Origin of the sequence: Actinomycetospora corticicola (assembly GCF_013409505.1) — a bacterium.
Classification (GTDB): Bacteria; Actinomycetota; Actinomycetes; order Mycobacteriales; family Pseudonocardiaceae; genus Actinomycetospora; species Actinomycetospora corticicola.
Window position 1 is genome coordinate 167,137 of record NZ_JACCBN010000001.1, and the last position, 24,934, is coordinate 192,070.

At 72.8% G+C, this 24,934-nt stretch carries 26 protein-coding genes; 14 read left to right on the forward strand and 12 right to left on the reverse strand.

What is annotated here, in order from left to right:
* The first annotated feature begins 29 nt into the window (after positions 1-29).
* The 3 genes from BJ983_RS00750 to BJ983_RS00760 are packed head-to-tail and all read left to right on the forward strand — an operon-like array spanning position 30 to position 3,423.
* Positions 30-1,220 (forward strand): acyl-CoA dehydrogenase family protein, encoded by a 1,191-nt coding sequence (locus BJ983_RS00750; protein WP_179792044.1) that lies wholly within the window; start codon positions 30-32, stop codon positions 1,218-1,220.
* The gene (locus BJ983_RS00755; protein WP_218890034.1) at positions 1,220-2,737 is read left to right on the forward strand and encodes a long-chain-fatty-acid--CoA ligase; all 1,518 of its coding nucleotides are present in this window, start codon (positions 1,220-1,222) and stop codon (positions 2,735-2,737) included. The genes BJ983_RS00750 and BJ983_RS00755 overlap by 1 nt, the downstream gene beginning before the upstream one ends.
* Positions 2,738-2,760: 23 nt before the next feature.
* Complete coding sequence (locus tag BJ983_RS00760) at positions 2,761-3,423, forward strand: TetR/AcrR family transcriptional regulator (RefSeq protein ID WP_179792045.1); 663 nt, start codon at positions 2,761-2,763, stop codon at positions 3,421-3,423.
* Between the two features lie 3 nt (positions 3,424-3,426).
* Here BJ983_RS00760 and BJ983_RS00765 read toward each other — a convergent pair whose 3' ends face one another.
* Positions 3,427-4,746, reverse strand: coding sequence for an MFS transporter (locus tag BJ983_RS00765; RefSeq protein ID WP_179792046.1), 1,320 nt, complete (start codon positions 4,744-4,746; stop codon positions 3,427-3,429).
* 221 nt (positions 4,747-4,967) lie between these two features.
* Between BJ983_RS00765 and BJ983_RS00770 the strand changes: the two genes are divergently transcribed.
* Positions 4,968-5,273 (forward strand): ArsR/SmtB family transcription factor, encoded by a 306-nt coding sequence (locus tag BJ983_RS00770; RefSeq protein ID WP_179792047.1) that lies wholly within the window; start codon positions 4,968-4,970, stop codon positions 5,271-5,273.
* Between the two features lie 26 nt (positions 5,274-5,299).
* Here BJ983_RS00770 and BJ983_RS00775 read toward each other — a convergent pair whose 3' ends face one another.
* Positions 5,300-6,034, reverse strand: a complete 735-nt coding sequence (locus BJ983_RS00775) for an amino acid ABC transporter ATP-binding protein (RefSeq protein WP_179792048.1) — start codon at positions 6,032-6,034, stop codon at positions 5,300-5,302.
* A gap of 71 nt (positions 6,035-6,105) precedes the next feature.
* Here BJ983_RS00775 and BJ983_RS00780 point away from each other — a divergent pair, with 71 nt between their 5' ends.
* The 5 genes from BJ983_RS00780 to BJ983_RS00800 all read left to right on the forward strand — a co-directional run bounded on the left by BJ983_RS00780 (position 6,106) and on the right by BJ983_RS00800 (position 9,853).
* Complete coding sequence (locus tag BJ983_RS00780; RefSeq protein ID WP_343053584.1) at positions 6,106-6,561, forward strand: type 2 periplasmic-binding domain-containing protein; 456 nt, start codon at positions 6,106-6,108, stop codon at positions 6,559-6,561.
* 42 nt (positions 6,562-6,603) lie between these two features.
* Entirely contained in the window at positions 6,604-6,804 is a 201-nt protein-coding gene (locus BJ983_RS00785) for a hypothetical protein (protein ID WP_018335484.1), read from the forward strand.
* Between the two features lie 289 nt (positions 6,805-7,093).
* A complete protein-coding gene (locus tag BJ983_RS00790) occupies positions 7,094-8,170 on the forward strand; it encodes an ABC transporter substrate-binding protein (protein WP_179792049.1) in 1,077 nt (358 codons plus the stop codon).
* 14 nt (positions 8,171-8,184) lie between these two features.
* Positions 8,185-8,988 carry an ABC transporter ATP-binding protein gene (locus tag BJ983_RS00795; protein ID WP_179792050.1) on the forward strand — a complete coding sequence of 268 codons (804 nt, stop codon included), beginning with the start codon at positions 8,185-8,187 and terminating at the stop codon, positions 8,986-8,988.
* Entirely contained in the window at positions 8,978-9,853 is an 876-nt protein-coding gene (locus BJ983_RS00800; RefSeq protein WP_179792051.1) for an ABC transporter permease, read from the forward strand. The genes BJ983_RS00795 and BJ983_RS00800 overlap by 11 nt, the downstream gene beginning before the upstream one ends.
* 60 nt (positions 9,854-9,913) lie before the next feature.
* On the opposite strand, the gene BJ983_RS00805 is transcribed toward BJ983_RS00800, so the two are convergent.
* Positions 9,914-10,492, reverse strand: coding sequence for a DUF5134 domain-containing protein (locus BJ983_RS00805; RefSeq protein ID WP_179792052.1), 579 nt, complete (start codon positions 10,490-10,492; stop codon positions 9,914-9,916).
* A 113-nt stretch (positions 10,493-10,605) separates the two neighbouring features.
* Between BJ983_RS00805 and BJ983_RS00810 the strand changes: the two genes are divergently transcribed.
* Positions 10,606-11,043 (forward strand): SRPBCC family protein, encoded by a 438-nt coding sequence (locus BJ983_RS00810; protein WP_179792053.1) that lies wholly within the window; start codon positions 10,606-10,608, stop codon positions 11,041-11,043.
* Positions 11,044-11,116: 73 nt separating this feature from the next.
* Here BJ983_RS00810 and BJ983_RS00815 read toward each other — a convergent pair whose 3' ends face one another.
* From BJ983_RS00815 to BJ983_RS00825, 3 genes are all read right to left on the reverse strand, one after another.
* Complete coding sequence (locus tag BJ983_RS00815; protein ID WP_179792054.1) at positions 11,117-11,461, reverse strand: 4Fe-4S dicluster domain-containing protein; 345 nt, start codon at positions 11,459-11,461, stop codon at positions 11,117-11,119.
* Positions 11,458-12,972, reverse strand: a complete 1,515-nt coding sequence (locus BJ983_RS00820; protein WP_343053586.1) for an FAD-dependent oxidoreductase — start codon at positions 12,970-12,972, stop codon at positions 11,458-11,460. The genes BJ983_RS00815 and BJ983_RS00820 overlap by 4 nt, the downstream gene beginning before the upstream one ends.
* A gap of 123 nt (positions 12,973-13,095) precedes the next feature.
* On the reverse strand, positions 13,096-13,578 hold the full coding sequence (locus BJ983_RS00825; protein WP_179792056.1) for an OsmC family protein: 483 nt from the start codon (positions 13,576-13,578) through the stop codon (positions 13,096-13,098).
* Between the two features lie 302 nt (positions 13,579-13,880).
* On the opposite strand from BJ983_RS00825, the gene nthB reads away from it, so the two are divergent.
* The 4 genes from nthB to BJ983_RS00845 all read left to right on the forward strand — a co-directional run bounded on the left by nthB (position 13,881) and on the right by BJ983_RS00845 (position 17,021).
* Positions 13,881-14,543 (forward strand): nitrile hydratase subunit beta, encoded by a 663-nt coding sequence (nthB, locus tag BJ983_RS00830; RefSeq protein WP_179792057.1) that lies wholly within the window; start codon positions 13,881-13,883, stop codon positions 14,541-14,543.
* Positions 14,540-15,133 (forward strand): nitrile hydratase subunit alpha, encoded by a 594-nt coding sequence (nthA, locus tag BJ983_RS00835; protein ID WP_179792058.1) that lies wholly within the window; start codon positions 14,540-14,542, stop codon positions 15,131-15,133. Before nthB ends, nthA begins: the two co-directional genes overlap by 4 nt.
* Positions 15,130-15,546 carry a nitrile hydratase accessory protein gene (locus BJ983_RS00840; RefSeq protein ID WP_343053587.1) on the forward strand — a complete coding sequence of 139 codons (417 nt, stop codon included), beginning with the start codon at positions 15,130-15,132 and terminating at the stop codon, positions 15,544-15,546. Before nthA ends, BJ983_RS00840 begins: the two co-directional genes overlap by 4 nt.
* Positions 15,547-16,028: 482 nt before the next feature.
* Complete coding sequence (locus tag BJ983_RS00845; RefSeq protein WP_246325501.1) at positions 16,029-17,021, forward strand: amidohydrolase family protein; 993 nt, start codon at positions 16,029-16,031, stop codon at positions 17,019-17,021.
* Positions 17,022-17,078: 57 nt separating this feature from the next.
* Here BJ983_RS00845 and BJ983_RS00850 read toward each other — a convergent pair whose 3' ends face one another.
* The 6 genes from BJ983_RS00850 to BJ983_RS00875 form a co-directional block, all read right to left on the reverse strand.
* Positions 17,079-19,109, reverse strand: a complete 2,031-nt coding sequence (locus BJ983_RS00850) for a DUF6777 domain-containing protein (RefSeq protein ID WP_179792060.1) — start codon at positions 19,107-19,109, stop codon at positions 17,079-17,081.
* A 167-nt stretch (positions 19,110-19,276) separates the two neighbouring features.
* Positions 19,277-20,503 (reverse strand): trans-sulfuration enzyme family protein, encoded by a 1,227-nt coding sequence (locus tag BJ983_RS00855; protein WP_179792061.1) that lies wholly within the window; start codon positions 20,501-20,503, stop codon positions 19,277-19,279.
* A 29-nt stretch (positions 20,504-20,532) separates the two neighbouring features.
* Complete coding sequence (locus BJ983_RS00860) at positions 20,533-21,819, reverse strand: pyridoxal-phosphate dependent enzyme (protein ID WP_179792062.1); 1,287 nt, start codon at positions 21,817-21,819, stop codon at positions 20,533-20,535.
* Positions 21,816-23,132, reverse strand: coding sequence for an NtaA/DmoA family FMN-dependent monooxygenase (locus tag BJ983_RS00865; protein ID WP_179792063.1), 1,317 nt, complete (start codon positions 23,130-23,132; stop codon positions 21,816-21,818). Before BJ983_RS00865 ends, BJ983_RS00860 begins: the two co-directional genes overlap by 4 nt.
* Entirely contained in the window at positions 23,129-24,232 is a 1,104-nt protein-coding gene (locus BJ983_RS00870) for an LLM class flavin-dependent oxidoreductase (protein ID WP_179792064.1), read from the reverse strand. Before BJ983_RS00870 ends, BJ983_RS00865 begins: the two co-directional genes overlap by 4 nt.
* Complete coding sequence (locus tag BJ983_RS00875) at positions 24,229-24,933, reverse strand: GNAT family N-acetyltransferase (protein WP_179792065.1); 705 nt, start codon at positions 24,931-24,933, stop codon at positions 24,229-24,231. The genes BJ983_RS00870 and BJ983_RS00875 overlap by 4 nt, the downstream gene beginning before the upstream one ends.
* Between the last annotated feature and the right edge of the window lies 1 nt (position 24,934).

The following is a 24,934-nucleotide window of genomic DNA, read 5'->3' on the forward strand; positions in this document are numbered from 1 at the left end:
TCAACAGTGCTGTTGAAACAGGAGGCGACATGGCCGACGGCATCGTGAAGGACGACCTGCTCCTCGACACCGACGAGCGCAAGGCGTTGCGCGAGAGCGTGGCGAAGCTCGTGGGGAGCTACGGACGGAGCTACTTCCAGGACGTCACGAAGCGCGGGGCGCGTCCGGACGAGCTGTGGAAGGACCTGGGCGACGCCGGCTACCTCGGCGTGCACCTGCCCGAGGAGTACGGCGGGGGCGGGGGCGGCCTGACCGACCTCTCCATCGTCATCGAGGAGACCTCGGCCGCGGGCTGCCCGCTGTTCATGCTCGTGATCTCCCCGGCCATCGCCGGGTCGCTGCTCACCGCGCACGCCTCGGAGGCCCAGAAGCAGACGTGGCTCGCGGGCGTGGCCGACGGCACGAAGCGCATCGCCTTCGCCATCACCGAGCCCGACGCCGGGACGAACACCCACAACATCACGACGACGGCGCACGCCGACGGTCCCGACGCCTGGCGCATCCGCGGCCAGAAGTACTGGACGTCGGGCATCGACGACGCCGACGCCGTCATCGTCGTGGCCCGCGGTGCGGAGCCCGACGCGCGGGGTCGCCACCCGATCTCGATGTTCCTGGTCCCCACCGACGCCGAGGGTCTGAGCTTCCAGCCCATCGACTCCGCGCTGCAGATCCCGGAGAACCAGTTCACCACGTTCTTCGACGACGTCCGGGTCACCCGGGACGACCTCATCGGCGAGGAGGGCGCGGGCCTGCGCCAGGTGTTCGCCGGGCTGAACCCCGAGCGGGTCACGGCCGCCGCGCAGGCCAACGGCATCGCCCGCTTCGCCCTCGCGAAGGCCGCCCGCTACGCCACCGACCGCGTCGTGTGGTCCACCCCGATCGGCGCCCACCAGGGCGTGTCGCACCCGCTGGCCAAGTGCTTCGTCGAGGTCCAGCTCGCCCGGCTGATGACGATGCACGCCGCGAAGCTGACCGACGAGGGGGCCGACCCGGCGGCGACCGGGAGCGCGTCCACCGTCGCGAAGTACGCGGCGGGGGAGGCCGCGGCCGCCGCGGTCGACCAGGCCATCCAGACCCACGGCGGGAACGGCCTGTCCAACGAGTACGGGCTCTCCGACCTGTGGTTCGCGGCGCGGATGTTCCGCACCGCGCCGGTGAGCCGCGAGATGGTGCTCAACCACGTCGCCCAGCACAACCTCGGCCTGCCCAAGAGCTACTGATGACGGCGACCGCGGCCACGACCCCCGTCATGGACGCCACCCTGGGCGACACGCTCACCCGGGTGGCGTCCCTCGGCGCCGACCGACCGGCGCTCACGCTGGACGACCGGACGGTGACCTTCGGCGAGTTCGACCGCCGCGCCCACGAGGTCGCCCGGGCTCTCGTCCGGGAGGGCCTGCGGCCGGGTGACCGGGTGGCGGTCCTGCTCCGGAACTGTCCGGAGTACTTCCAGCTGCTGTTCGGGGCGGCCCGGGCGGGGGTCGTGCTGGTCGCGCTCAACTGGCGCCTGGCGGGGCCGGAGGTCCGCGCCATCCTCGACGACGCCGAGCCGGCGCTGCTGGTGTGCGGTCGCGACCAGCTCGGGCTCGTGCCGGCCGACCGTCGACCGCTGGTCCTCGAGGACGACTACGAGGGCTGGCTGGCGGAGGTCCCCGCCGACCCGGTTGAGCACGAGCCGGAGCCCGACGACGTCGTCCTGCAGCTGTACAGCTCCGGCACGACGGGGCTGCCCAAGGGCGCCCGTCTCACCCACGCCAACCTCGCGTTCACCCCGCGGATGGGCCGCGAGTTCTACGGGATGGGCCCGGACTCGGTGAACCTGGTGCCCTCGCCGCTGTTCCACATCGGCGGCATCGGGTACGGGCTCACCACGCTCGGGCAGGGCGGCCACACGGTCCTGCTCTCCGACCTGAGCCCCGACCACCTCGTCGCGGTCATGGAACGCCACCGGGTCACGCACGCGTTCGCCGTGCCGGCGATCGTCGCGGCCATCCTGGCCTCACCCGCCGTCGGGACGGCGGATCTCTCCGCGCTCGAGCGCATCGCCTACGGCGGGGCGCCGATGACCGAGGCGCTGCTGCGCCGCGCCATCGAGGTGCTGGGCTGTGGTTTCATGGCCGTCTACGGGATGACCGAGACCGCGGGCACCGTCGTCAGCATGGCCCCCGAGGAGCACGAGCCGCACCGGCTGCGCTCGGTCGGACGACCGCTCCCGTGGCTGGAGATCACGCTGGTGGACCCGGTCTCCGAGGAGGAGGTCGGGGTCGGCGAGGTCGGCGAGATCCGGGTGCGGTCCGGGCAGAACACCCCGGGCTACTGGCACCGGCCCGAGGAGTCGGCGGCGACGCTCGTCGAGGGTGGCTGGCTGCGCACCGGGGACGCCGGCTACCGCGACGCCCAGGGCTACCTCTACCTGCACGACCGCATCAAGGACCTCATCATCTCCGGCGGGGAGAACGTGTACCCGGCGGAGGTCGAGAACGCGCTGGCCGCGCACCCCGGCATCGCCGACGTCGCGGTCATCGGGGTGCCGTCGGAGCGCTGGGGCGAGACGGTGAAGGCGATCGTCGTGCCGGCACCCGGGGCCACGCTCGACGTCGACGAGCTCCTCGCCGACGTGCGCACGCGGTTGGCCCGCTACAAGTGCCCGACGTCGATCGACGTAGTGGAGGCTCTGCCACGCAACGCGGCTGGCAAGGTACTCAAGCGCGAGCTCCGCGCCCCGTTCTGGCGCTGAGCAGGAGCGGGGGAGGAGGCGGGATGGCGGCACGTGACGAGCCGAGTGCCATCTCCCGACGTCGGGCCGCGGCGCTCGACGAGGGAGGTGCGGCCTACCGGGAGCGCCGCGCCGCGATCGTGCGGGCGGCCGGCGACGTCTTCAAGCGGCACGGGTTCCGCGGCACGAAGATCGGCGACATCGCCGAGGCCGTGGGCATGGACCGCGCGACGATCTACTACTACGTCGGCGGCAAGGAGGAGCTCTTCCACACCGCCGTCGGCGACGCGGTGGAGCGCAACTGTCTCCGCGCGGAGGAGATCCTCGCCGCGGACGGGACGCCCCCGGAGAAGCTGCGGACGCTGATCACCGAGCTGATGGTGTCCTACGCCGACAACTACCCCTACCTGTACCTCTACATCCAGGAGGACCTCAGCGCGCTCGCGCCGCGGTCGCAGTGGGGCCGCACGATGGCCCGCTACAACAAGCGCTACGAGAACGTCCTGGTCGCGATCGTGGAGGACGGGCTGGCCGACGGCAGCTTCCACGCGACGACGAGGCCGTGGGTGGTCGCCTACGGCATCCTCGGGATGGTCGCGTGGTCGAACCGGTGGTTCGACCCGGAGACCTCGACCGTCCCCGCCGCCGAGATCGGCGCCGCCTACGCCGACACCGTGCTCGGCGGTCTCCTCCGCGAACCGCTCTGAGCGTCAGACCTTGTCCGCCGCGAGGTCGGTGTCGCGGGTCTCGCGGAAGAAGAACACGCAGACGAGCAGGCTGATCAGCGCGGCGACGCTCGCGTAGGCGGCGACCGAGAGCACGGTGCCGGTCGCCGCCACGAGCGCGGTCCCGACCAGCGGCGCGGTGCCGCCGAACAGGCCGTACGAGACGTTGAACCCGATGCCGCTCGCGGTGGCGCGGACCCTCGTCGGGAAGAGCTCCGGGATCAGCACGGTCACCACCGCCGAGTTCAGCGACACCGGGATCATGAACAGCAGCTGCGCGGTCAACGCGCTCGCGAACGTCCCGTCGTCGGCGATCGTGTACGCGACGGCGGGGAGCACGACGTAGATCGCGGCCGCCGTCAGGTGCACCGGTTTGCGCCCGACCCGGTCGACCAGCAGTCCGGTGAACGGCAGCGTCACGAGCAGGACGCCCATCGCGATCACGCTCGTGGCGAAGGCGGCGTCCGAGTCGAGCCCGACGTCGTTGATGAGGTGCTGCGGCAGGTAGGTGATGACGCTGTAGGAGGAGACCGACCCGCCGACCGTCATGCCGATGTAGAGCAGGATCGCCCGCCACTGGGTGCGCAGCGTGGTCCGCAGCGGACTGGCCTCGACCGCGCCCTGCTCCCGCTTGAACCGCTCGAACTCCGGGCTCTCCTCGACGGCGAGCCGTAGCACCAGACCCAGCGCGCACAGCGGGATCGCGATGAGGAACGGCAGCCGCCAGCCCCACGTCGCCAGCTGCTCGTCGGTCAGGGTCGCGGTGAGGACCGTCGCCGTCGCCGCCCCCGACATCAGCCCGAGGTAGACCCCGAGCGACGCGAAGCTCGCGAAGAAGCCCCGACGGTGCGGCGGCGCGTGCTCGACCATGAAGCCCACGGCGCCGGAGTACTCCCCGCCCGCCGCGAGCCCCTGCAGCATGCGCAGGACCAGCAGCAGGATCGGGGCCGCGATCCCGGCGCTCGCGTAGGTCGGCAGGACGCCGATCAGGCCGGTGAACACACCGATCAGCAGGACGGTCAGCGAGAGCATCGCCCGCCGACCGAGACGGTCGCCGATCACGCCGAACAGCGCGCCCCCGACCGGCCGCATGATGAACGAGATCGCGTAGATCCCGTACGTCGCGAGCAGTCCTGCGACCGGGTTCTCGTCGGGGAAGAACAACGGCGCGAGGATCGGCGCGAGGTAGCCGTAGACGCCGAAGTCGTACTGCTCGACGAAGTTGCCGATCCCGCTCGCCAGCACCGCTCGCCGCGAGGGTCGGTTCCCGACGGCGGGTGTGGCCGGTTCGGTGCGCGTGCTCACGATCGCCAGGGTGAAGGACGTGTGAGCCCGGCGCACGACCAGACGTCGTCCTGTTCGTCCGGTGTCGGGGCGGGCGGCGGCACATCCACGGCGAGCAGCGCGACCGACCGCATTTCACGTCGCTGTGAAAAGCGGTCCGTGGTCCTCGGACGGGCGCAGGTCGACCCACCGTCCCGGCCGAAACGCCCCCGCATCGCGCGCCGCCGACCGACCATCCCTCCATGCGTCGTCACGAGGGCACCGCCACCGAGACCCTGTCCCGGGTCGTCCATGCGATCGACCACCCGGCTCGTCGCGCCATCGTCGACCGGCTCGTCGACGGCGAGGCCGACGTCGCCGAGCTCGCCGACCTGGTCTGGGACGGCTTCCGCCTGGGGCAGTCATCGACGTCGAACCACCTGAGGGTGCTCCGCGAGGCCGATCTCGTCGCCGTGTCCGTGCGGTACGGGGAGCGCTACTGCGTCCTGTGTCCGGCCTCCCTGTCCGAACTGATGCGATGGGTGTCGCGATGCGTGGGTCCGGTCTGAGTGCCCCTCGCGCGGCCGGCGTCGCCCTACGCCACCCGCACCGACCCGTCGTCGAGAACCTCCGCCGGCGGACCGGAGCGGACGATCCGCCCGCCGTCGAGCACGACCACGGTGTCCGCCACCTCGCGGGCGAAGGCGATCTCGTGGGTGACCACCACCATCGTCGTGCCACCTGCGGCGAGGTCGCGCAGGACCTCGAGGACCTCGCCGACCAGCGCCGGGTCGAGGGCGGAGGTCGGCTCGTCGAAGAGCATGAGGGTCGGTTCCATCGCGAGGGCCCGGGCGATGGCCACCCGCTGCTGCTGGCCGCCCGAGAGCTGGCGCGGGTAGGCGTCCTCGCGGCCCTCGAGCCCCACGCGGGCCAGCAGCGTCCGCCCGCGCGCGAGAGCCTCGCGCCGCGGCACCCCGAGCACCCCGATCGGCGCCTCGATCACGTTGGCGAGCGCCGTCATGTGCCCGAAGAGTTGGAACTGCTGGAACACCATGCCGATCGCCCGGCGTTGGGCGGCGATCGCCCGCTCCGGCAGTTCGCGGAGCACGTCGCCGTCACGCCGGTAGGCGACGAGCGAGCCGTCGACGGAGATCGTCCCGGCGTCCGGGGTCTCCAGGTGGTTGACACAGCGCAGCAGAGTCGACTTGCCCGAGCCGCTGGGGCCCACGAGCACCGTCACCGACCCGGCGTCGACGTCGAGGTCCACGCCTTCGAGCACGGTCACGCCGGCGAACGCCTTGGTGAGGCCCCGGATCTCGAGCAGGCTCATCGGAACGACCTCCGCAGTCGCTGCAGGGGAGTGGGCGGCAACGTCCGTTCCGCCCCGCGCGCGCCTTCGCCGTGCGCGCCGACGACCCGCAGCCACCGATCACCGACCTCGTGCAGCTCTGCGGCCGCGCCGTCTCGGTGCTGAACGGGTCGACGTTCGAGTCCACGCTCGCCAAGGCCCAGCCGCGATGTCGCCAGGCGGGCCGCCCGGACATCGAGGTCCGCAGCTACCCCGACGGCGCAACGTCGGGTCTCGCCCTCGCGCAGCGGCGCGCGGACGTCACGATGAGCACGATCAACGGTCTGCGCTACCTCGTGTCCCAGCAGCCCCGGCTGCGGTTCGTCAACGAGTTCCGCCGGCTCGACGTCGGGTTCGCCCTGGCGAAGGACTCCCCACTGGTCCCGGCCGTGCAGGCCGCCGTCACGCGACTCATGGCCGACGGCACCTACGCCCGGATCCTCGCCAAGTGGGGCACCTCGCCGTCCGCGCTGCGCACCTCCCAGGTCGACCCGCCCGAACCGGCCTGACCCCCCTCTTCTCCCTTTCGACCCGAGCACCAGGAGACACCTGTGCCCTTCACGCCCCGTGGCGCCGCCGTCGCCACGTTCCTCACCCATCTCGACGCGGTCGTCCAGCGCGAGGTCTCGGCGGTCGACGCCGGCGCCGGACGCTGGGAGATCGAGGCCGAGCGGATCGCCGCCGAGGTGGCCGGTTCGCTCGCCCTGCTGCGCACCGAGCTGCAGCGCCACCGCACCGCGTTCGCGGAATGACCCGTCCGGTCGTGCAGGGCCGCTCGGGTCGCCCCCGTCACGTCGGTGGCCCCCACGGACGGGGCATGGCAGTCTTGGCGCCCATGACCTCCGCGGCCGACGTGCGCCTCGTGGCCCGTCGTCACGTGGACTACGGCCGCGTCTTCAGCTGCGCCTGTCCGGTCTCCTGACCCACCCGCGGGACCCGCCGTCCGGACCGGACGGCGGGTCGAACGCGGGTGCGCGCGCCTGACCGCCGTCATCCGACCCCGCCTCTGCGCGCGGGGCCTCCTCAGGAGAACCACCACCCGTGACCCGCCTCCGTCGGCGCACCCTGCCCGCCGTCGTCGCCCTCGCCGCCGCGTTGCTCGTCCTGACCGGGTGCACCCGCGCCCAGGAGTCCGCCCCGGCGCCCGCCGCCGACGCCGGGCCCGCGCCCGAGCTGCGCCTCGGCTTCTTCCCGAACATCACCCACGCCGGCGCGCTGATCGGCGTGCAGAACGGCCTGTTCGCCCAGCAGCTCGGCGCGACCAAGCTGTCGACGCAGACGTTCAACGCCGGCCCGGAGGAGACGAGCGCCCTCTTCGGCAACTCGATCGACCTCGGGTTCATCGGCTCGGGCCCCGCGATCAACGCCTACAAGCAGAACCCCGACGGCGTCCGCATCATCGCGGGCGCGACGTCCGGTGGTGCGCAGCTCGTGGTGCGTCCCGGCATCACCAGCCCGCAGCAGCTGCTCGGGAAGAAGATCGCCACGCCGCAGCTCGCGAACACGCAGGACATCGCGCTGAAGAAGTGGCTGAAGGACAACAACCTGCCGACCGGCACCGGTCCGGGTGCCGTCGAGGTCGTCAACATCGACAACGCCCGCGCGCTCGACGCCTACAAGACTGGCCAGCTCGACGGCGGGTGGCTGCCGGAGCCGTTCGCGTCGCGCTTCGTGCTCGAGGGTGGCGCGACCCCGCTGCTCGACGAGAAGACGCTGTGGCCGAACGGGCAGTTCCCGACCACGGTCGTCATCGCCCGCACCGACTACGTGCAGCAGCATCCGACCACCGTCGCCGCGTTCCTGAAGGGCCTCGTCGCGGCCGAGAACCTGGCGCAGAGCGACCCGAACGCCGCGAAGGCGGCCGCGAACGCCGGTCTCGGTGCTGCGGGCAGCAAGCCGCTCGCGCAGAACGTGCTCGACCGGGCGTGGAGCGAGGTCTCGCTGAACCCCGACCCGCTCGCGTCGACCTTTCCGGTCCTCGCGCAGAACGCCGTCACGGCCGGGACCGCGCAGTCGGCCACCGACGTGAAGGGGCTCTTCGCCCTGGACCCGCTCAACCAGGCCCTCCAGGCCGCCGGACGTCCGACCGTGTCGGCCGCCGGGCTCGACACCAAGTAATCGGGAGAGCAGCCATGACCGCCACGCTCGAACGTTCCGCCCCGGGGCCCCGCACCGGGCCGCCCGCCCTGGACGTCCGCGGGGTCTCCAAGGTCTTCGGGACGGGGAACGACGCCGTGGTCGCCCTGGACGGGGTCGACCTCGCCGTGCACCCGGGGGAGTTCGTCTGCCTCCTCGGGGCGTCGGGCTGCGGCAAGTCGACGCTGCTCAACCTCGTCGCGGGTCTCGACCGGCCGACCAGCGGGACGGTCGAGACCACCTCGGCGCGCCCGGCGGTGATGTTCCAGGAGGCGGCGCTGCTGCCGTGGCTGGACGCCGGGCGCAACGTCGAGCTCCCGCTGCGGCTGGCCGGCCTCGGCCGGGCACAGCGGCGGGAGCGCGCGCAGGAACTGCTCGCCCTCGTGCGGCTCGAGGGCCAGGCGGCGAAGCGTCCGCACGAGCTCTCCGGCGGCATGCGGCAGCGCGTCGCGCTGGCGCGGGCCCTGGCCGCGGCGACCGGCCTCGGGGAGGGCGGGAAGTCCCGTCAGGAGGCCGGCGTCCTGCTCATGGACGAGCCGTTCGGGGCGCTCGACGCGATCACCCGCGACGTGCTGCAGGCCGAGCTGCTCCGGGTGTGGGAGGCGACCGGCACCACGGTGCTGTTCGTGACCCACGACGTCCGGGAGTCGGTCCGGCTCGCGGAACGGGTCGTGCTGCTGTCCTCGCGGCCGGGCCGCGTCGTCCGCGAGTGGGCGACCTCGACCGACACCGATGCCGAGGAGCTGCACGGCGACATCACCGGTGAGCTCCGCGAGGTGATCTCCGCCCATGGCCGCTGACACGACCCTCGACGACGCCGTCGACGTCGGGCGCGGTCTCGACGCCCTCGACACCCCGACCGAGCAGCGCACCCCGCTGTGGAAGCGGCTCCTCACCGGGGTGGTGCCGCCGATCGTCGCGGTGGTGCTGTTCATCGTCGTCTGGCAGATCCTGTGGGCGTCGGCGATCTGGCCGGAGTTCAAGCTGCCGTCGCCCGAGGCCGTGTTCGGCACGATCGGCGACGACTTCGCCGACGGGCGGGCGTTCTCGATCATCTGGACCTCGATCAGCCGGGCGATCCTCGGCTTCCTGCTGGCCGTGGTGGTCGCGACCCCGCTCGGCCTGCTGGTGGCCACCGTGCCGCTGGTGCGCTCCGCGATCGGCCCGATCCTCACCGGGCTGCAGAGCCTGCCCTCGGTGGCGTGGGTCCCGGCGGCGGTCCTGTGGTTCGGGCTGAGCGACGCGACGATCTACTTCGTCGTCCTGATGGGCGCCGTGCCGTCGATCGCCAACGGCCTGGTGTCGGGCATCGACCAGGTGCCCCCGCTGCTGCCGCGCGTGGGCTTCGCGATGGGGGCCTCGCGCTCGCAGTCGGCGCGGCTGATCATGCTGCCCGCAGCTCTGCCGGGCTTCCTCGGTGGCCTCAAGCAGGGGTGGGCGTTCTCCTGGCGCTCCCTCATGGCGGCGGAGATCATCGCGACGTCCCCGAGCCTCGGTTTCGGGCTCGGCGCCTACCTGAACGAGGGGCAGTCCCTGTCCGACATGCCCTCGGTGATGGCGGCGATCATCCTGATCCTCATCGTCGGGATCGGCGTCGAACTGCTCTTCTTCCGGCCCGCCGAGCTGCGCGTCCTGCGGGCCCGCGGCCTCGCGACGGGGCCGTGACGAACGAGCTGCGGAAAGGGACGGTGGCGGCCCCGGACACCGTCCGTTCCTGACGACGGGTCAGGCGGCCATCGCGAGCATGGCCACCATGCCGAGGTCCATGACGACGTGCGGGACGCTCGCGACGCGCAACGTCCGGACCGTGGACGCCGTGGCGGGGGCGCCCGCCAGGGCGGTCCGCGGCGCCAGGGCGACCAGCCCCGTCGTCAGCACCGCGTCGAGCAGGAACGTCGCGGCGAGGACCCAGGCCACGGTGCTCTGCCACGCCGGCGCGGTCACGGCCATCGTCATCGTCAGGTGGTCGTGGTCGGTCGTCAGGACGGCGAAGAGCATCGCCCCTGCGGCGACGAGGTGGAACAGGTGCGCGGGGCGGGACGGTGAACCGCGGACGAGCAGCGCGCCGAACCCGAGGGCGAGGACCGCGAGCACGACCACGCCCGCCGTCCGGAGAGCACCGCCCCACCACGGCGTCAGCATCGCGACCATGACGACGTTCATGACGAGGTGGCCGGTCTCGGCGCTGGGCGTCGTGAGGTAACGGTCGACGGACCGCCCGCGCAGCAGGCCGACGGCGCTCACGGCGACCGCCACGAGCAGGGCGGCGAGCAGCAGGCCGTCGAGCGCGGCGGACCCGGTCACACCCCGCATTCTGACACGGAGGCGTTCCCACTTTCCGCTCGCAGCGCTCCTGTGGTGGCGGGTGTGACCCCCGCTATAGCGTGATGATCCACCCACCTGCAGGAGGAGTCGTCGTGCCGCGTCCGTACGCCAGTGGAGTCATCGCCGCCCCCGCCGACACGGTCTGGGCCCAGCTGCGTGCCTTCAACGACCTGCCCTCGTGGCACCCGGCCTTGAGCCACAGCGAGCTCGTCGAGGGTGTCGACGGACAGGTCGGAGCGGTGCGCCGCCTGACCATGGCCTCCGGCGGGGACCCGTTCGACGAGAAGCTGATCACCCTCGACGACACGGTCCGCACCTTCACCTACACCTTCACCGGCGCGAACCCGTTCGGGGTCCGCCGCTACCTGTCGACGGTGCGGGTCAGCCCGATCACCGACACCGGCGAGACCTTCGTCGAGTGGTGGGCCGAGTACGACGCCGACGCGAGCCAGGAGGAGGAGCTGAACACGACCTTCGCCGACGGCGTGTTCGGCACCGGCATCAAGGAGCTGCGCGAGAAGCTGGCCTGACCTGGTCCGGCCACCAGTCAGCTGATCATGCCGAGTGCGACGTCGCACTCGGCATGATCAACTGCTTAGGGCGTCACACGAGCGGCGGCCCGGGCGGGTCGCCGGGCTCGTGGATCAACGGCGGGCCGATCGCGATGCGGGAGCCGGGCGTGCGGCCGTGGCCCCAGCCGAGGGCCTCGCGGTAGCTGCCGAGCGCCACCTTGTCCTCGGTGGGCGCGGCGGGCAGGGGCGTCCGCTCGGCCGCCACCCACAGCGCGTCGACTGGGCACCAGGCCTCGCACAGGAAGCAGGTCTGGCAGTCGCCCTGCCGCGCGATCACCGGGACGGCACCGGGCACCCGGTCGAAGACGTCGGTGGGGCAGACGTCGACGCAGCGGTCGCAGCCGATGCAGCGGGTGGCGGAGAGCAGCTCGATCACGCGGCGACCCACACGTCGTCGAGGCCGCCGACGGTGATCCGGCGCTGCCAGGCCGGATCGCTGCCCGGCCGGTCCTCCCGCTTGTGCATCCCGCGGGACTCGTCGCGCGCGAGAGCCGCCGTGTACATCCAGCGGGCGACCGCGGTCATCGCCGCCGCCTCCCGCGCCCGCCACGACCCGCCGTCGAGACCCTCGCGGACCGTGTCCCACACCCCGTCGAGCCGTTCCAGCGCGGGGCGGAGTCGGTCGCCGTGGCGGATCAGGTTGATGTCGTAGGGCAGCACCTCGGCCTGGACCGCCGAGACCACGTCCCGGGCGGGAGTCCGCCCGGACGGGACGGGACCCGCACCGGTCGTCGGGAAGGGTCTCCCTCCGGCGAGCGCGTGCGCGGCCGCGGCACGCCCGGCCCAGCTGCCCGAGGAGAGCGCCCAGGCGGCGTTGTGGCTGCCGCCACCGGTGAAGCCGCCGCAGATGTCCTCGCGGCTCGCGGCGTCGCCCGCCGCGTACAGGCCGGGGACGCCGGTCGCGCAGTCCGCCGAGGTCAGGGCGATGCCGCCGGTGCCGCGCACCGTGCCCTCGGCGATGAGCGTGATCTCGAAGAGGTCGCGGAACGGATCGATGCCGGCGCGGTCGAAGGGCAGGAAGAAGTTGGGCTGGCCGCGGCGCATGGCGGCCTGCTCGACCGGCCCGGCGTGGTCGAGCCGGCAGAGCACGGGCTCGTCGAGCAGCGTGCGGGCGATGACCGACCGGCCCCGCGTGCTGCCCGCACCGTCCAGGATCGTGCCGTCGGCGCGGTAGAAACTCGCGTAGCTGTAGTAGGCGGTCTTGGTCACCGAGCTGTGCGCCGGGGCGATCGCGTAGGCGTTGGAGAACTCCATGCCCGAGAGGTGCGCCCCGACCTCCACGGCCGCGAGGGCACCGTCACCGGTGTCGACGTCGCAGCCCAGTGCTCCGCTCCCGAAGGCGCAGCCACCGGTCGCGAGGACCACCGCGCCGGCCCGGACGCGGTAGTCCACGCCCTCCTGACGACGGGTGCCCGCGGCGCCCGCGACGTGGCCGTCGGCGGCGGTGAGCAACCCGGTGAGCGGGGAGTGGTCGAGGATCCGGACGCCGGCGCGGCGCACGAGCGCCCGCATCCGCCGCATGTACTCCGGGCCCTGCACCCCGCGCCGGATCTCGTGTCCCTCGTCATCGCGGGGGAACGGGTAGCGCCCCCGGTCGGCGAGCTCGTCGACGCCGGCGTAGGTCTCGTCGAGCACGCGCGCCATCCACCCGCGGTCCGAGAGGTACCCGCCGAGCCCCTCGCGGGCGGCCATCGCCGTCTCGCGGGCCTCCGGGTCGGGCTCGACGTACCAGATGCTGGTGCCCGAGGCGGCCGTCGCGCCGCTCGCCCCGCACCAGCCCTTGTCGACCAGCACCACGTCCGCGCCGGCGTCCGCCGCCCGGAGCGCGGCCCACGTGCCGGCGGGGCCACCTCCGGCGACCAGCACGTCGGCCTCGAGCTCGAGCACGGGCATCTCCTCACGACGGTCGGGCCGGACGCTACGGGAGACCGGGAACGCGCTCCCCCCGATGCACGAACGGGCCGTTCGTCACGATCGGTCGTGACGAACGGCCCGCTCGTGCGGTCCGGCTCAGACCGTCGCGGTGGCCTCGACGCGGGTCCACCGGTTGTCGAACTCCAGGCCGCTGCGCGTGAACATCTGCGTCACCGGGCAGCGGCGCGCGACCTCCGAGACGAACTGCTCGAACTGCTCCTCGGTCGCGTCGGTCTCGACCGTCGCCCGTACCTCGACGCGGTCGAAGTTGGCGTTGCCGTCGGCGCCGCCCACGAACACCGCGGTGTCGAGGTCACCGACGATGTCGAAGGTCCACTTCGTGACGGTGATGCCCAGGTCCTTCGCGACGAGGCTGCCGGTCACCTGGTTGCACGAGGTCAGGGCGCCGAGCAGGTAGAACAGCGGGCTCGGGGCCGAGTCCTTGCCACCGAAGGCCGGGTAGGCGTCGGTGTGGAAGACGTGGCCGCCCTCGCCACCGGCGGTGAGGGTCTGGTAGACGCCGGTCCCCTCCGCGTGCACGGGGAACGGGACGACGGTCTCCTTGGGCTTGATGGCCATGCTCGATGTCTCCTGGAGGACAGGCGGGAACCGGGTCCGCGGAGGTGCGGACCGGGAGGTCAGGGCGCTCGTCGTCCGCGCAGCACACCGCGACCAGTTCGGCGCGGGTGAGCGGGATCGCTCAGACGAGCGGGCGGGCGGGGCGACAGCCCATCGCCGGCACACGGCACAGATCGACGTGCAGACGACGCACGAGGTTCCGGGCCATACGATCATTGAACACCGAATGGTCGTGGACGCCAACCCGGGAGGCTCGACGCGGAGCCCCCGGGCGCCCGACGCGGCCCGTGGAGAGGACCCGCATGGACTCGATCGCCGACATGGGCGGGACCCAGGGCTGGGGGCCTGCCCGGATCCCCACCGACGAGCCACCCTTCGCCGAGCCGTGGGAGGGCCGCAGCTTCGCGCTGACGGTCCTCACCATGGGCCGCATCTCGGGACGCAACCTGGACGCCTTCCGGCACGCCCTCGGCCGCCTCCACCCGGTCGACTACCTCGTCGACGGGTACTACGGCCGCTGGCTGAACGCGGCCGAGCTCATGCTCACCGACAGCACCGTCCTGGCCCCCGGCGCCGTCGACGCCCGGGCCCGCCGCAACCGGGGCGAGGACGTCGAGGAGCCGGCGTTCCCCGAGCCCACCCGGCCCGACTACCAGGCGACCGCCCCGGGCTCCCTGCGCGAGGTCGACCACGGGCCCGCGTTCGGGGTCGGCGAGGTGGTGCACACGAAGGACCTGCACCCGCAGGGCCCCACCAAGCTGCCCCGCTACCTGCGACGCCGGACCGGCACGGTGCATGCCGTCCGCCCCCCGCACGTCCTGCCCGACACCCACGCCGTGTTCGCGGGAGAGAACCCGCAGCACGTCTACACCGTCGCATTCCCCTCGACCGAGCTGTGGGGGCCCGACGCCGAGCCGTTCACCCTGCACGCCGAGGTGTTCGAGAGCTACCTGGAGACGCGATGACCGACGCCCCTTCCGGCCGCCTGTCCCCGGCCCTGCGCACCGAGGCGCTCGAGCAGCTCCTCGTCGAGCGCGAACTGGTCGACCCGGCGGTGATGGACGCCTTCATCACCACCTACGAGCGCGACGTCGGCCCGCTCAACGGGGCCCGGGTGGTCGCGCGGGCGTGGACCGACCCGGAGTACCGCGCCTGGCTGTTGCAGGACGGCACCGCGGCGATCAAGGACCTCGGGTACGGGGGACCGCAGGGCGAGCACATGGTGGTGCTCGAGCAGACCGAGGACGTCCACCACGTGGTGGTCTGCACCCTGTGCTCCTGCTACCCGTGGCCGGTCCTGGGGCTGCCCCCGAGCTGGTACAAGGACCCGGCCTACCGGGCGGGCATGGTGCGGACCCCCCGCCGGACGCTGCGGGAGATGGGCCTGGAGGTGCCCGAGGGCCGGGAGATCCAGGTGTGGGACTCGAGCGCCGAGGTCCGCTACCTCGTCCTGCCCCGACGGCCCGCCGGGACCGAGGAGTGGGACGCCGAGGCGCTCGCGGCCCTCGTCACCCGCGACGCCATGGTCGGCGTGGCCGAGGTGGCCGCGCCGTGAGCACCGGCCCGGACCGTCCGCCCGGGCCGGCGCTCGACGTCGAGGGCCCGGGCGCCCCGCCCCGCGCCAACGGCGAACTTCTCTTCGCCGAGCCCTGGGAGAGCCGGGCCTTCGCGATGGCGGTGACCCTCGCCCAGACGGGCCTGTTCACCTGGGACGAGTTCCGCGACGACCTCGTCGCCCGGATCGCCGCGTGGGAGGCCCACCATCCCGATGGCGAGCCCTTCCGCTACTACCGCTGCTGGCTCGCCGCCCTCGAGGACCGCGTCGTGGCGGCGGGGGCCCTCGACGCCGTGACCGTCGACGAACGCTCGGCCCACCTCGCCGAGCGCCCCGCGGGGCACGACCACGGGGGCCACGGCCACGGCCACGGCCACGGTCACAGCAGCGGGAGCACGCCCTCCCCGAACTGACAGGCCTCCTCGAGGTGCGGATAGCCGGCGTGGCGGCGCGCGACATGGTGTGCGCTCCGCGCATGTGAGCAGAAAGTGGGCCTATAGCCCCACTTTCTGCTCACGTGGGCGGAGCCCACCTCGGTGGGACAGGGCGACGGTGTCTACCGACAGGTCGCCGCGTCGAGGCGCATGAGGTCCTCGTGGCGCCGATGCGTGAGGAGCATGTCCTCGATCGTCGGGAAGCGGGCGTCGGTCCGCAACCGGCTCCATGATCAACGAGCACCCTCGGCGGTCGGGCAGGTCCGCCCGCCACCGAGGGTGCTCGTTGATCATGACGAAGCCCGGCCCCACCAGGAGGTGGGGCCGGGCTCTCGGTCGGTGGATCACTTCCGCTGCTCTGCTCGCTGCCGGTCGACCCGCCATTCGCGGTCGACCCGCCGTCCTCAGGGACGGCCCTGTCCACGCAGCGCCCTCACGCGGCCGGGAGCACGATGATGAGCATGCGCAAGCTCATTGCCCTCGAGGAGCACCTGGCGACGCCGGAGGTCGCCGAGGCTTGGCGAACCGCGCCAGGCACGGACCGGGACCGCGCCGACGTGGCCTCGATGATGGACATGGCCGGTGAGGCCCTGCTCGACGTCGGGAAGGGGCGGATCGCGGCGATGGACGACCAGGGCATCGACGTCCAGGTCCTCTCCCTCACTGCTCCCGGGGTGCAGAACCTCGAGGCGGAGCGGGCCGTCCCGCTCGCGCGGGGCGCCAACGACGCGATCGCCAAGGCGGTCTCGGCGCACCCCGACCGCTTCGACGGGTTCGCCACCCTGCCCACCCCGGACCCGGAGGCGTCGGCGGTCGAGCTGCGCCGCGCCGTCACCGACCTGGGCCTGGCCGGCGCGATGATCCACGGCCGGACCGGACCGGTGCGGCTGGACGACCCCCGCAACGAGCCGATCTGGGCGGCCGCCGCGGAGCTCGGCGCGCCGATCTACGTCCACCCGCACCAGCCGGTCGACGAGGTCCGCGACGCCTACTACACCGGCTTCGACCCGGCCACGGACTCGGCGCTGGCGAGCGCCGCGATCGGCTGGCACTACGAGACCGGCATGCAGGTCCTGCGCCTGATCCTCTCCGGTGCCTTCGACCGGCACCCCGACCTGCAGCTGATCGTCGGGCACTGGGGCGAGGTCGTGCTCTTCTACCTCGACCGGATCACCGCGGTCTCCGGCCGGTTCGGGACCGACCTGCGCCGGCCGATCGCGGACTACTTCCGGGAGAACGTCTCCTACACCGGCAGCGGACTCACCGTGCCGCGCATGTTGCGGTGGACGATCGAGCTGGTCGGGGTCGAGCGGGTCATGACCGCCGTGGACCATCCGTTCATCGACAACTCCGGTGGCGGCGCGCGTCGGTTCCTGGAGGAGGCCGACCTCACCGAGGCGGAGAAGGACGCGATCGGCTCCGGCAACTGGGAACGGATCCGACCGGCACGCTGACCACGACGAGACCCCCGGTGCCTGGTGGCGCACCGGGGGTCTCGTCGGGAGTGGCGGTCAGCCGTTGCCCTGGCTCTCACCGCCGGTCGAGGTCGAGCCCTCCGAGGAGGAGCCTCCCGACGACGACCCGGTGGACGAGGAGCCCTCGGAGGAGGAACCGTCCGTCGACCCGGTCGAGGTCGAGCCCGTCGTACCGGAGCCGTCCGTCGTGCCGCCGGCAGTCGTGCCGTCGGTCGTTCCGGCCGGGGCCTGCTGGACCTCGGGCTGCGTCACGCCGCCCGTCGTGCACGCCGGGTCGACGACGACGCCGTTGCAGACCGGGGCGGTGACTTCGCCCTGCGGCGTGACCGGCTCCTTCGCCGTCCCGTCCGCGGTGCCGGCGCCGTCGGCGGCGGGCGTCCGCACCGAGCCGTCGGGGTTCAGCACGGTCCCGTCGGGCAGCGTCACGTTGCCCTGGGCGTCGACCGCGGAGCCCTGCGGGAGCTTCGCGGTGTCGACGGTGCCGTCGTCCTTGAGCGTCACGCCCTGGGTCTTCAGCGCCTGGGCGTCCGGGGACTTCCCGTCGTCGACCGGCTTGTTGTCGGTCAGCGTCTGACCCGCGAAGGGCGCGGCTCCGATCGGCGGCGTGGTTCCGCCGTTCTTGTCGAGGACCGAGTCGTCGGGGAGGACGATCTTGGGCTGGCGGGTCGTGCCGTCCGGGTTCACGACGGTCCCGTCGACCTTCACGATCGAGCCGTCGGGGTTGAGGCGTTCACCCGGGCCCACCACCCGTCCGCTCTTGACCACACCGTCCGGACCGACGACGGTCACCGCCGGCTTGGCGTTGTTCCCGCCGAAGAAGACGAGCGTGAAGGTGCCGTCGTGGTTCCACTGCACCTTGCTGACGAGCGCGCCGATCGGGGTGACCGAGCCGTCCGGGTTGATCGTGGCGCCGGCGAACTGGACCGGCTTGCGCTCGGTTCCGTCGATGTTGAACACCCGCCCGTCCGGGTGTGTCACCGACCCGTCGCCGTTGATGGTGCTGCCCTTGGGATGAGTGACGTCGACGGCGGGCTTCACGAAGGAACCGTCGGGACGCATGATGCGGCCGTCGGACAGCCGGACGGTGCCGTCGTAGTTGTGGGTGCCCGTCAGTCGGAGCTGCTGGTCCGGCGTCGTCGGTGGGGCCGGATTCGGGGTGTTCGGGCCGGGCTGCGTCTTCACGGGAGCCGGTGTCTGCGTGTTGGTGGTGGGGTTGACGACGGTGAGCGTCCGTTGTGCCACCGGGGCGGGCGTGATCCGGATCGTCCGCTCGGTGGCGAAGCCCTGCCAGACCGGACCCACCGGCCGACCGGTGTCGTTCGACGAGGTCGCTGCCCCGAGCGGGTTGCCGTTGTGGCACTTCACCGTGGGTTCGCCGTAGCTGTTGACCATGACCGCCGTGCCGGCCTGCAGCACCGCCGGGTAGGGCTGGAAGGCGCCGTCGGCGTAGCCGTACTCGGTCACGGCGGTGTCGGCGCGCAGGGTCACGGCGCTCAGGCTGGTCACGAAGGCGTTGATGCCACCCGGCTCGACGTTCAGCGGACGGCCCCACGCCGCGGCCTTGGCGGGGTCGGCGGTGAGCTGGGCGATCAGTGCCTGGGTGTCGCAGGCGGGGGCGGCCGGGTCCTGGGCGTAGAGCCCGCCGGTGTTGCCGGCCTGCGGACCGGCCGCGTTCTCGGGGCTGGCGACGTTCGCGACGTCGTTCCCGACGGGCGCGGTGAACGGCATGGCGCCGGCGGAGGACACGGTCTCCAGCTGCACCTGCGCGGTCTCCGCGTCGGCGTTCCCGGTGAGGCCGACCCAGGCGACCGCACCGATCGCGACGACGGCGGTGAGCGCCCCGACCTTGAGGCGCCACTTCGGGCGCCGACGTTCGGGCGACTGCGGACCGCGGAGCGCCTCCGGCACCTGCTGGTCCATGACCGGCTGTCCGACGGGTCGGCCGAACTGCGGGTGCGGCGGCATCGCCGGGTGCGGCATGCCCGGGTGCGGCCCGGCGTACGGCGGGCGCGGGCCCATCGGCCCGGCGACGGGGAAGCGGGGGTAGGGGTGCTGGTCGGCGCGCATCGGGTTCTCCTGGTTCGTTCCGGCCCCGGTGGGACCGGGTGTTTCGACTGGAGAAACCATCGCGAATCCGCAGCTCCACGCCGATGGAGCTGACCCTGCGGTGCGCGGGGAGCCGACCCTCGTCCCGAGGTAGGGCTGACCCCAGGTGCGCTCCGCGCCTGTGTGCACTAATCCGTGTCCGGGCACGGAGAAGTACTCACGAGCGCGGAGCGCACATCGCTGATCAGGTCGTCCGCGTCCTCCAGCCCCACCGAGAGCCGGAGGTGCCCGTACCGGCGGAACTCCTCGGGCCAGTGCGCCGCCCGTGGCCCGTCCGGCCCGACGTGCACGATCAGCGACTCGTCGTGCCCCACCGACACCGCCGAGGTGATCACGCGCAGGTCGGCGACGAACCGGTTCTGGGTGTCGGCGTCACCGTGCAGCGCGAACGCCATCACCGCGCCCGGCGGCTCCCCGTCGAAGAGGCGCCGTGCCACCGAACGTTGGGGGTGCGACGGCAGGCCGGGGTAGGCGACGTAGGCGACCTCGGGCCTCGTCGTCAGGAACTCCGCGACCCGCTGCGCCGACGCCAGGTGCTGCCGCAGGCGCAGGGGGAGCGTGATCGCCCCGCGGGAGATCAGCCAGGCGTTGAACGGCGAGATCACGCCGCCCACGTCGATCATGACGTCGGCGCGGATCGGGTCGAGCAGCTCCGTCGCGCCCAGCACGGCCCCGCCCATCGCGTCGCCGTGCCCGTTGACGAACTTCGTCAGCGAGTGCACGACGAGGTCCGCGCCGTGCTCGAGCGGCCGGTACAGCGGGGGCGGGGTGAAGGTCGAGTCGACCGACAGCAGCGCGCCGGCCTCGTGCGCGATCGCCGCCACGGCCGGGATGTCGCAGACCCGCGTCGTCGGGTTCGCGACCACCTCGGTGTGCACGAGCTTCGTCGTCGGCCGGATCGCGGCGCGGACGGCGTCGGGGTCGGAGGTGTCCACGAACGTCGCCTCGACGCCGTAGCGGGCGGGCAGGATGTCGCGGAACAGCCGGAACGTCGCCTCGTAGGTCACGTCGGAGATCACCGCGTGGTCCCCGGTGCGCAGCAGACTGAAGAACACGGCGTGCAGGGCGGCGACCCCGGAGGCCAGCACGACGGCGTCCTCGGCATGCTCCAGCGCGGCCAGCTTCCGTTGCAGCGCGATCTGGTTGACCCCCGAGTTCCGCGTGTACAGCGGCGTGTCGAACCCCGACCACGACAACGACGACGGGTCCTCCGGCAACGCGTACGAGTTGGCCAGCACCAGGGGCGTGCGGATCGCCCGCGTCCCCGGGTCGACGGCGTTGCCGCCGTGCACGGCCTGCGTCTCCAGCCGGCACGACGACGGGTCGTGCTTGTCGGGTCGGTGTGGCTTCGCCATGTGAGCATTAAAGGCCGCCATCACGGCCGTTAGTGCTCACCTGCGCGGAGCGCACCCCGCGTCACCAACCCCGCCAACCGGCCGTCGCACACCAGGTGTGCGACCTCGCCGTCGGGAAAGCGCTCCAGGGCGTCGACGACCGGCTCGCCGACCCCGAGCCCCACCGGGGGAGAAGCGGCCGGCCCGACCGTGCCGGCGCCGGACAACTCCGACGCCGTGAGCAGGGCCAGCACCTCCCCGGCGGCCGGCGGGAACCGGTCGGACCGCCCGGCCAGCACCACCGGCAACGCCGGCTGACCCGACTCCGAGAGCGCCCGCGACGCCTCCGCGACCGGCGTCCCCACCGGCACCGACACCACGGGAGACACGAACGCCGACAGCTCCCCGTCCAGGAAGCCCTGCCGCCGGCACCACGTGTCGGAGTGGTACTTCGACAGGTAGGCGCGGCCGGAGTCGGGCAGCAGCACGACGACGCAGTCACCGGTCACCGAGGACGCCACCGCGTACGCCGTCCCCGACGAGCCGCCGACCAGCAGCCCCTCGGTCCGCGCCAGCGTCCGACACGCCACGATCGACGCCCGGTCCGGCACGGCGACGACGCGGTCGACCACGTCGCGGTGGTAGGAGTCGGGCCACGGGTCGTTCACGGTCTGCGGGTGCACGTAGTGCCCGGCCGCCTCGATCGCGAACGGGGAGCCGTCGCCGCCGTTGTAGGACGACGTCACGGGGTCGGCGCCGATCACCTGCACGCGCCCGTCCGAGGCCTCCTTGAGGAACCGTCCGGTCCCGGAGATCGTGCCGCCGGTGCCGATCGTCGCGACGAAGTGCGTCACGCGGCCCTCGGTCGCCTCCCAGATCTCCGGACCCGTCGTCCGGAGGTGGACCGCCGGATTGGCCGGGTTGCCGTACTGGTCGGCCCACCAGCCGCCCGGCGTCTCGCGGGCGATCCGCGCGGCGTAGGCGACGACCTGGTTCGGGTGCTCCTTCGGCAGCGCCGAGGGGGTCAGCACCACCTCCGCGCCGTAGGCCCGCAGGGCGTCGAGCTTCTCGACGGCGGTCTTGTCGGGCAGCACGCACACCATGCGGTAGCCCCGGGCCGCCGCGACCTGGGCGAGCCCGAGACCGGTGTTGCCCGACGTCCCCTCGACGATCGTGCCGCCGGGCCGCAGCGCCCCCGACTCCTCGGCCGCGAGCACCATCGACAGCGCGGCCCGGTCCTTCACCGAGCCGCCCGGGTTGAGGTACTCGAGCTTCGCGTGCACCCCGGACCGCAGCGTCACCAGCGGCGTGCCGCCCACGAGGTCGAGCAGTTTCACGACTGCGACAACGCCCGGACCGGCGCCAGCCCCAGGTTCTCCCGCAGGGTCGTCCCCTCGTAGGAGGTGCGGAACGACCCCTTCTCCTGCAGCAGCGGGACCACCTGGTCGACGAACGGGTCCATCCCGCCGGGCGTGATGTGGGGGACCAGCACGAAGCCGTCGGAGGCGTTCGACTGCACGAAGTCGTCGATCGTGTCGGCCACCCGCTGCGGGGTCCCGACGAAGGTGTGCCGCCCGTTCTTCGCGATCACCACCTCGCGGAGCGACCAGCCCTTCGCCTCGCCGAGCTCGCGCCACTCCCGCGCGGTCGCGACCGGATCGCGGTACTGCCGCACGCTCGCCCGGCCCTTGGAGATGTGACCGCCGGAGTCGACGTCGTCCTCGGTCTTCGGGTCGAAGCTCGGCACCGGACCGTCGGGGTCCACGTCGGACAGGTCGCGGTTCCACACCTGCTCGGCGAACGCGATCGCCGTGGCGGGGGAGACCTGCTGGTACTGGACCTGGCGGGCGTTCTCGGCGGCCTCGTCCTCGGTGTCGCCCAGCACGAACGTCGCGGCCGGGAGGATCTTGAGGTCCTCGTGACGACGGCCATGCGCGGCCAGCCGCCCCTTCACGTCCGCGTAGAACTCCATGCCGGCCTGCTTCTCGGCGTGCCGCGTGAAGATCGCGTCGGCGGAGGCGGCCGCGAACTCACGACCCTCCTCGGAGTCCCCGGCCTGGATGATCACCGGGTGCCCCTGCGGGCTGCGCGGGACCGGGAACCGACCGGTGATGTCGAACTGGTCGGTGTGGATGTCGAACTCGCCGCCGTCGGTGTCCCACAGCTGCTTCGCGACGTCGAGCATCTCCTGCGCCCGCAGGTAGCGCTTCTCCTTCGGCAGGTAGCCGCCGCGGCGGAAGTTCTCGCCGGTGAACTCGTCCCAGCTCGTGACGACGTTCCACGCCGCGCGACCGCCGGAGAGGAAGTCCAGCGAGGCGAGCTTGCGGGCGACGTCGAGCGGCTCGTTGAACGTCGAGTTCACCGTGCCGGCGAGGCCGATGTGCGACGTCACGGCCGCCATCGCCTGCAGGATCGACACGTTGTCCGGGCGCCCCATGACGTCCAGGTCGTAGATCTTCCCGCCCTGCTCGCGCAGCCGCAGGCCCTCGGCGAGGAACAGGAAGTCGAACAGCCCGCGCTCGGCGCTCTGCGCGAAGTGGCGGAACGACTCGAACTCGATGTGGCTTCCCGACGCCGGGTCGCTCCAGACCGTCGTGTTGTTGACGCCGGGGAAGTGCGCGGCGAGGTGGATCTGCTTCTTCTGCGTCATGACTGCACTCCTGCGTAGCGGTCGGCAGGCTTCGCGAGGCCGAGCAGGCCGCGCAGGGTGTCCGCCTCGTAGGCGGTGCGGGTCAGGCCGCGGCGGGCCAGCTCGGGGGCCAGGTCGCGGGCGATGCGGGGGAGGTCGTGCTCGGCGACGGCGGGCCGCAGGCGCGCCCCGTCGAGGCCGGCGGCGGCCCAGCCCTCGAGCTTCGTCGCGAGCTGGTCGACGGTTCCGGCGAAGACGTCGGCGTCGGAACGCAGCGTCCGCTCGCCGTCGAGCCGGGTCCAGCGCGTGCTCGCGGCGGTCGCGTCGTCGTCGAGGAAGACGACCAGGTCGCCGAGCACCTGTGCGGGCTCGGCGCGCCCGATCTCCGCCTCCGCCGACCGCACCCCGCGCAGCGTCGTGGCCGCGTCCCCGGTGGGCCCGTCCCGCCCGACCCCGTCCGGCGTCGTGAACACGAGGTCGGCGCAGCGGGCGGCGAGCCGGTAGGCGGTGTCGACGTGCGCGAGCGCGGTGACGATCGGCTGTCCCTGCGGCGGGCGCGGCGTGATCGACGGGCCGCGGACGGCGAAGTGCGAGCCCACGAAGTCGATGTAGTGCAGCTTGTCGCGGTCGACGAAGCGGTTGGTCGCCGCGTCGCGGATCTCGGCGTCGTCCTCCCACGAGTCCCAGAGCCGGCGCTGCACCTCGACGTGGTCGATCGCCTCGTCGAAGAGGCCCTCGCGGGTCTCCGACGACGGGTCGCGGCGGCCGAACAGCGCGGCCTCCGCCGGGTCGGCCGACACCTTGATCCGCTCGCCGGCCCGACCCGCCGTGACCCAGTCCAGCGTCGCGATCTGCGTGGACACGTGGAACGGCTCGGTGTGCGTCGCGACCACGGTCGGCACGAGCCCGACGTGCGAGGTGACCGGCCCGGCCCGCAGCGCGATCAGCACCGAGTCCAGCCCGCGGCGCGCGAACCCGTCCTCGAGGGTGACCAGCGTGGCCAGTCCACGCTCGGCCTCCTGGATCTGCGACACCCAGAAGTCCGGCTCCAGCACGTCGCCGGGTGGGGCGGCGGGATGCCAGCCGGTGTCCTTCAGGGCGACGGCGAGATGGAAGGTCATGAGTCCTCCGGATTCGACGGAGCGCGGACGGCGACGAACGAGGGTCGGGCGCGCAGGCGGAAGCCGAGCTGTTCGTAGAGCCGGATCGCGGTGGTGTTGTCGGCACTGGCGTGCAGGAACGGGGTCTCACCGCGAGCGCGGATCCCGGCCGCGACGGCGAGGATCAGGCGGGTCGCGAGGCCGTGGCCGCGCACGGCGGGGTCGGTGCACACGGCGCTGATCTCGCACGCGCCCGCCACGTGCATCCGTTCCCCGGCCATCGCGACGAGCCCCAGCATGTCGTCCCGGATGCCCAGGTAGACGCCCAGTTCACGCGTGCGCCGGGCGAACGGGCCGGGCTTCGTGCGTCCGACCAGCGCGAGCATGGCGTCGACGTCGGTGTCGTCGAGCAGCACCATCTGCGCGTCGGCCGCGGTCGGGGTCGGGACCGCGTCGTCGAGGACCATCTGCACCCCGGGGATCTCCCGCTCGAGGGTCCAGTCTCCCGGGACCTCGAGCGGCCCCGACGTCCGGACGACCATCACCTCGCCCAGCGACGCGGCGTCGCGCCACTCCTGCGGGGAGGCCGGCGGCGCGAGGAAGGGCCCGACGTCGGGGTGGAAGCGGACGGCCTCTCCGCGGCGCACGGCGAGGTGGGCCTGCGGGCCCTCGAGGGCGGCGCGCAGCGGGTCGTCGAGCGCGGTCGTGGTGGGGGTGTCCACC

Coding starts and splice junctions, on each gene's coding strand:
- BJ983_RS00825 (WP_179792056.1), bottom strand. CDS start 13,578: ATGGCCATCAAGCCCAAGGAGACCGTCGTCCCGTTCCCCGTGCACGCG.
- nthB (WP_179792057.1), top strand. CDS start 13,881: ATGGACTCGATCGCCGACATGGGCGGGACCCAGGGCTGGGGGCCTGCC.
- BJ983_RS00795 (WP_179792050.1), top strand. CDS start 8,185: ATGACCGCCACGCTCGAACGTTCCGCCCCGGGGCCCCGCACCGGGCCG.
- BJ983_RS00750 (WP_179792044.1), top strand. CDS start 30: ATGGCCGACGGCATCGTGAAGGACGACCTGCTCCTCGACACCGACGAG.
- BJ983_RS00775 (WP_179792048.1), bottom strand. CDS start 6,034: ATGAGCCTGCTCGAGATCCGGGGCCTCACCAAGGCGTTCGCCGGCGTG.
- BJ983_RS00850 (WP_179792060.1), bottom strand. CDS start 19,109: ATGCGCGCCGACCAGCACCCCTACCCCCGCTTCCCCGTCGCCGGGCCG.
- BJ983_RS00845 (WP_246325501.1), top strand. CDS start 16,029: ATGCGCAAGCTCATTGCCCTCGAGGAGCACCTGGCGACGCCGGAGGTC.
- BJ983_RS00755 (WP_218890034.1), top strand. CDS start 1,220: ATGACGGCGACCGCGGCCACGACCCCCGTCATGGACGCCACCCTGGGC.
- nthA (WP_179792058.1), top strand. CDS start 14,540: ATGACCGACGCCCCTTCCGGCCGCCTGTCCCCGGCCCTGCGCACCGAG.
- BJ983_RS00865 (WP_179792063.1), bottom strand. CDS start 23,132: ATGACGCAGAAGAAGCAGATCCACCTCGCCGCGCACTTCCCCGGCGTC.
- BJ983_RS00770 (WP_179792047.1), top strand. CDS start 4,968: ATGCGTCGTCACGAGGGCACCGCCACCGAGACCCTGTCCCGGGTCGTC.
- BJ983_RS00855 (WP_179792061.1), bottom strand. CDS start 20,503: ATGGCGAAGCCACACCGACCCGACAAGCACGACCCGTCGTCGTGCCGG.
- BJ983_RS00760 (WP_179792045.1), top strand. CDS start 2,761: ATGGCGGCACGTGACGAGCCGAGTGCCATCTCCCGACGTCGGGCCGCG.
- BJ983_RS00800 (WP_179792051.1), top strand. CDS start 8,978: ATGGCCGCTGACACGACCCTCGACGACGCCGTCGACGTCGGGCGCGGT.
- BJ983_RS00870 (WP_179792064.1), bottom strand. CDS start 24,232: ATGACCTTCCATCTCGCCGTCGCCCTGAAGGACACCGGCTGGCATCCC.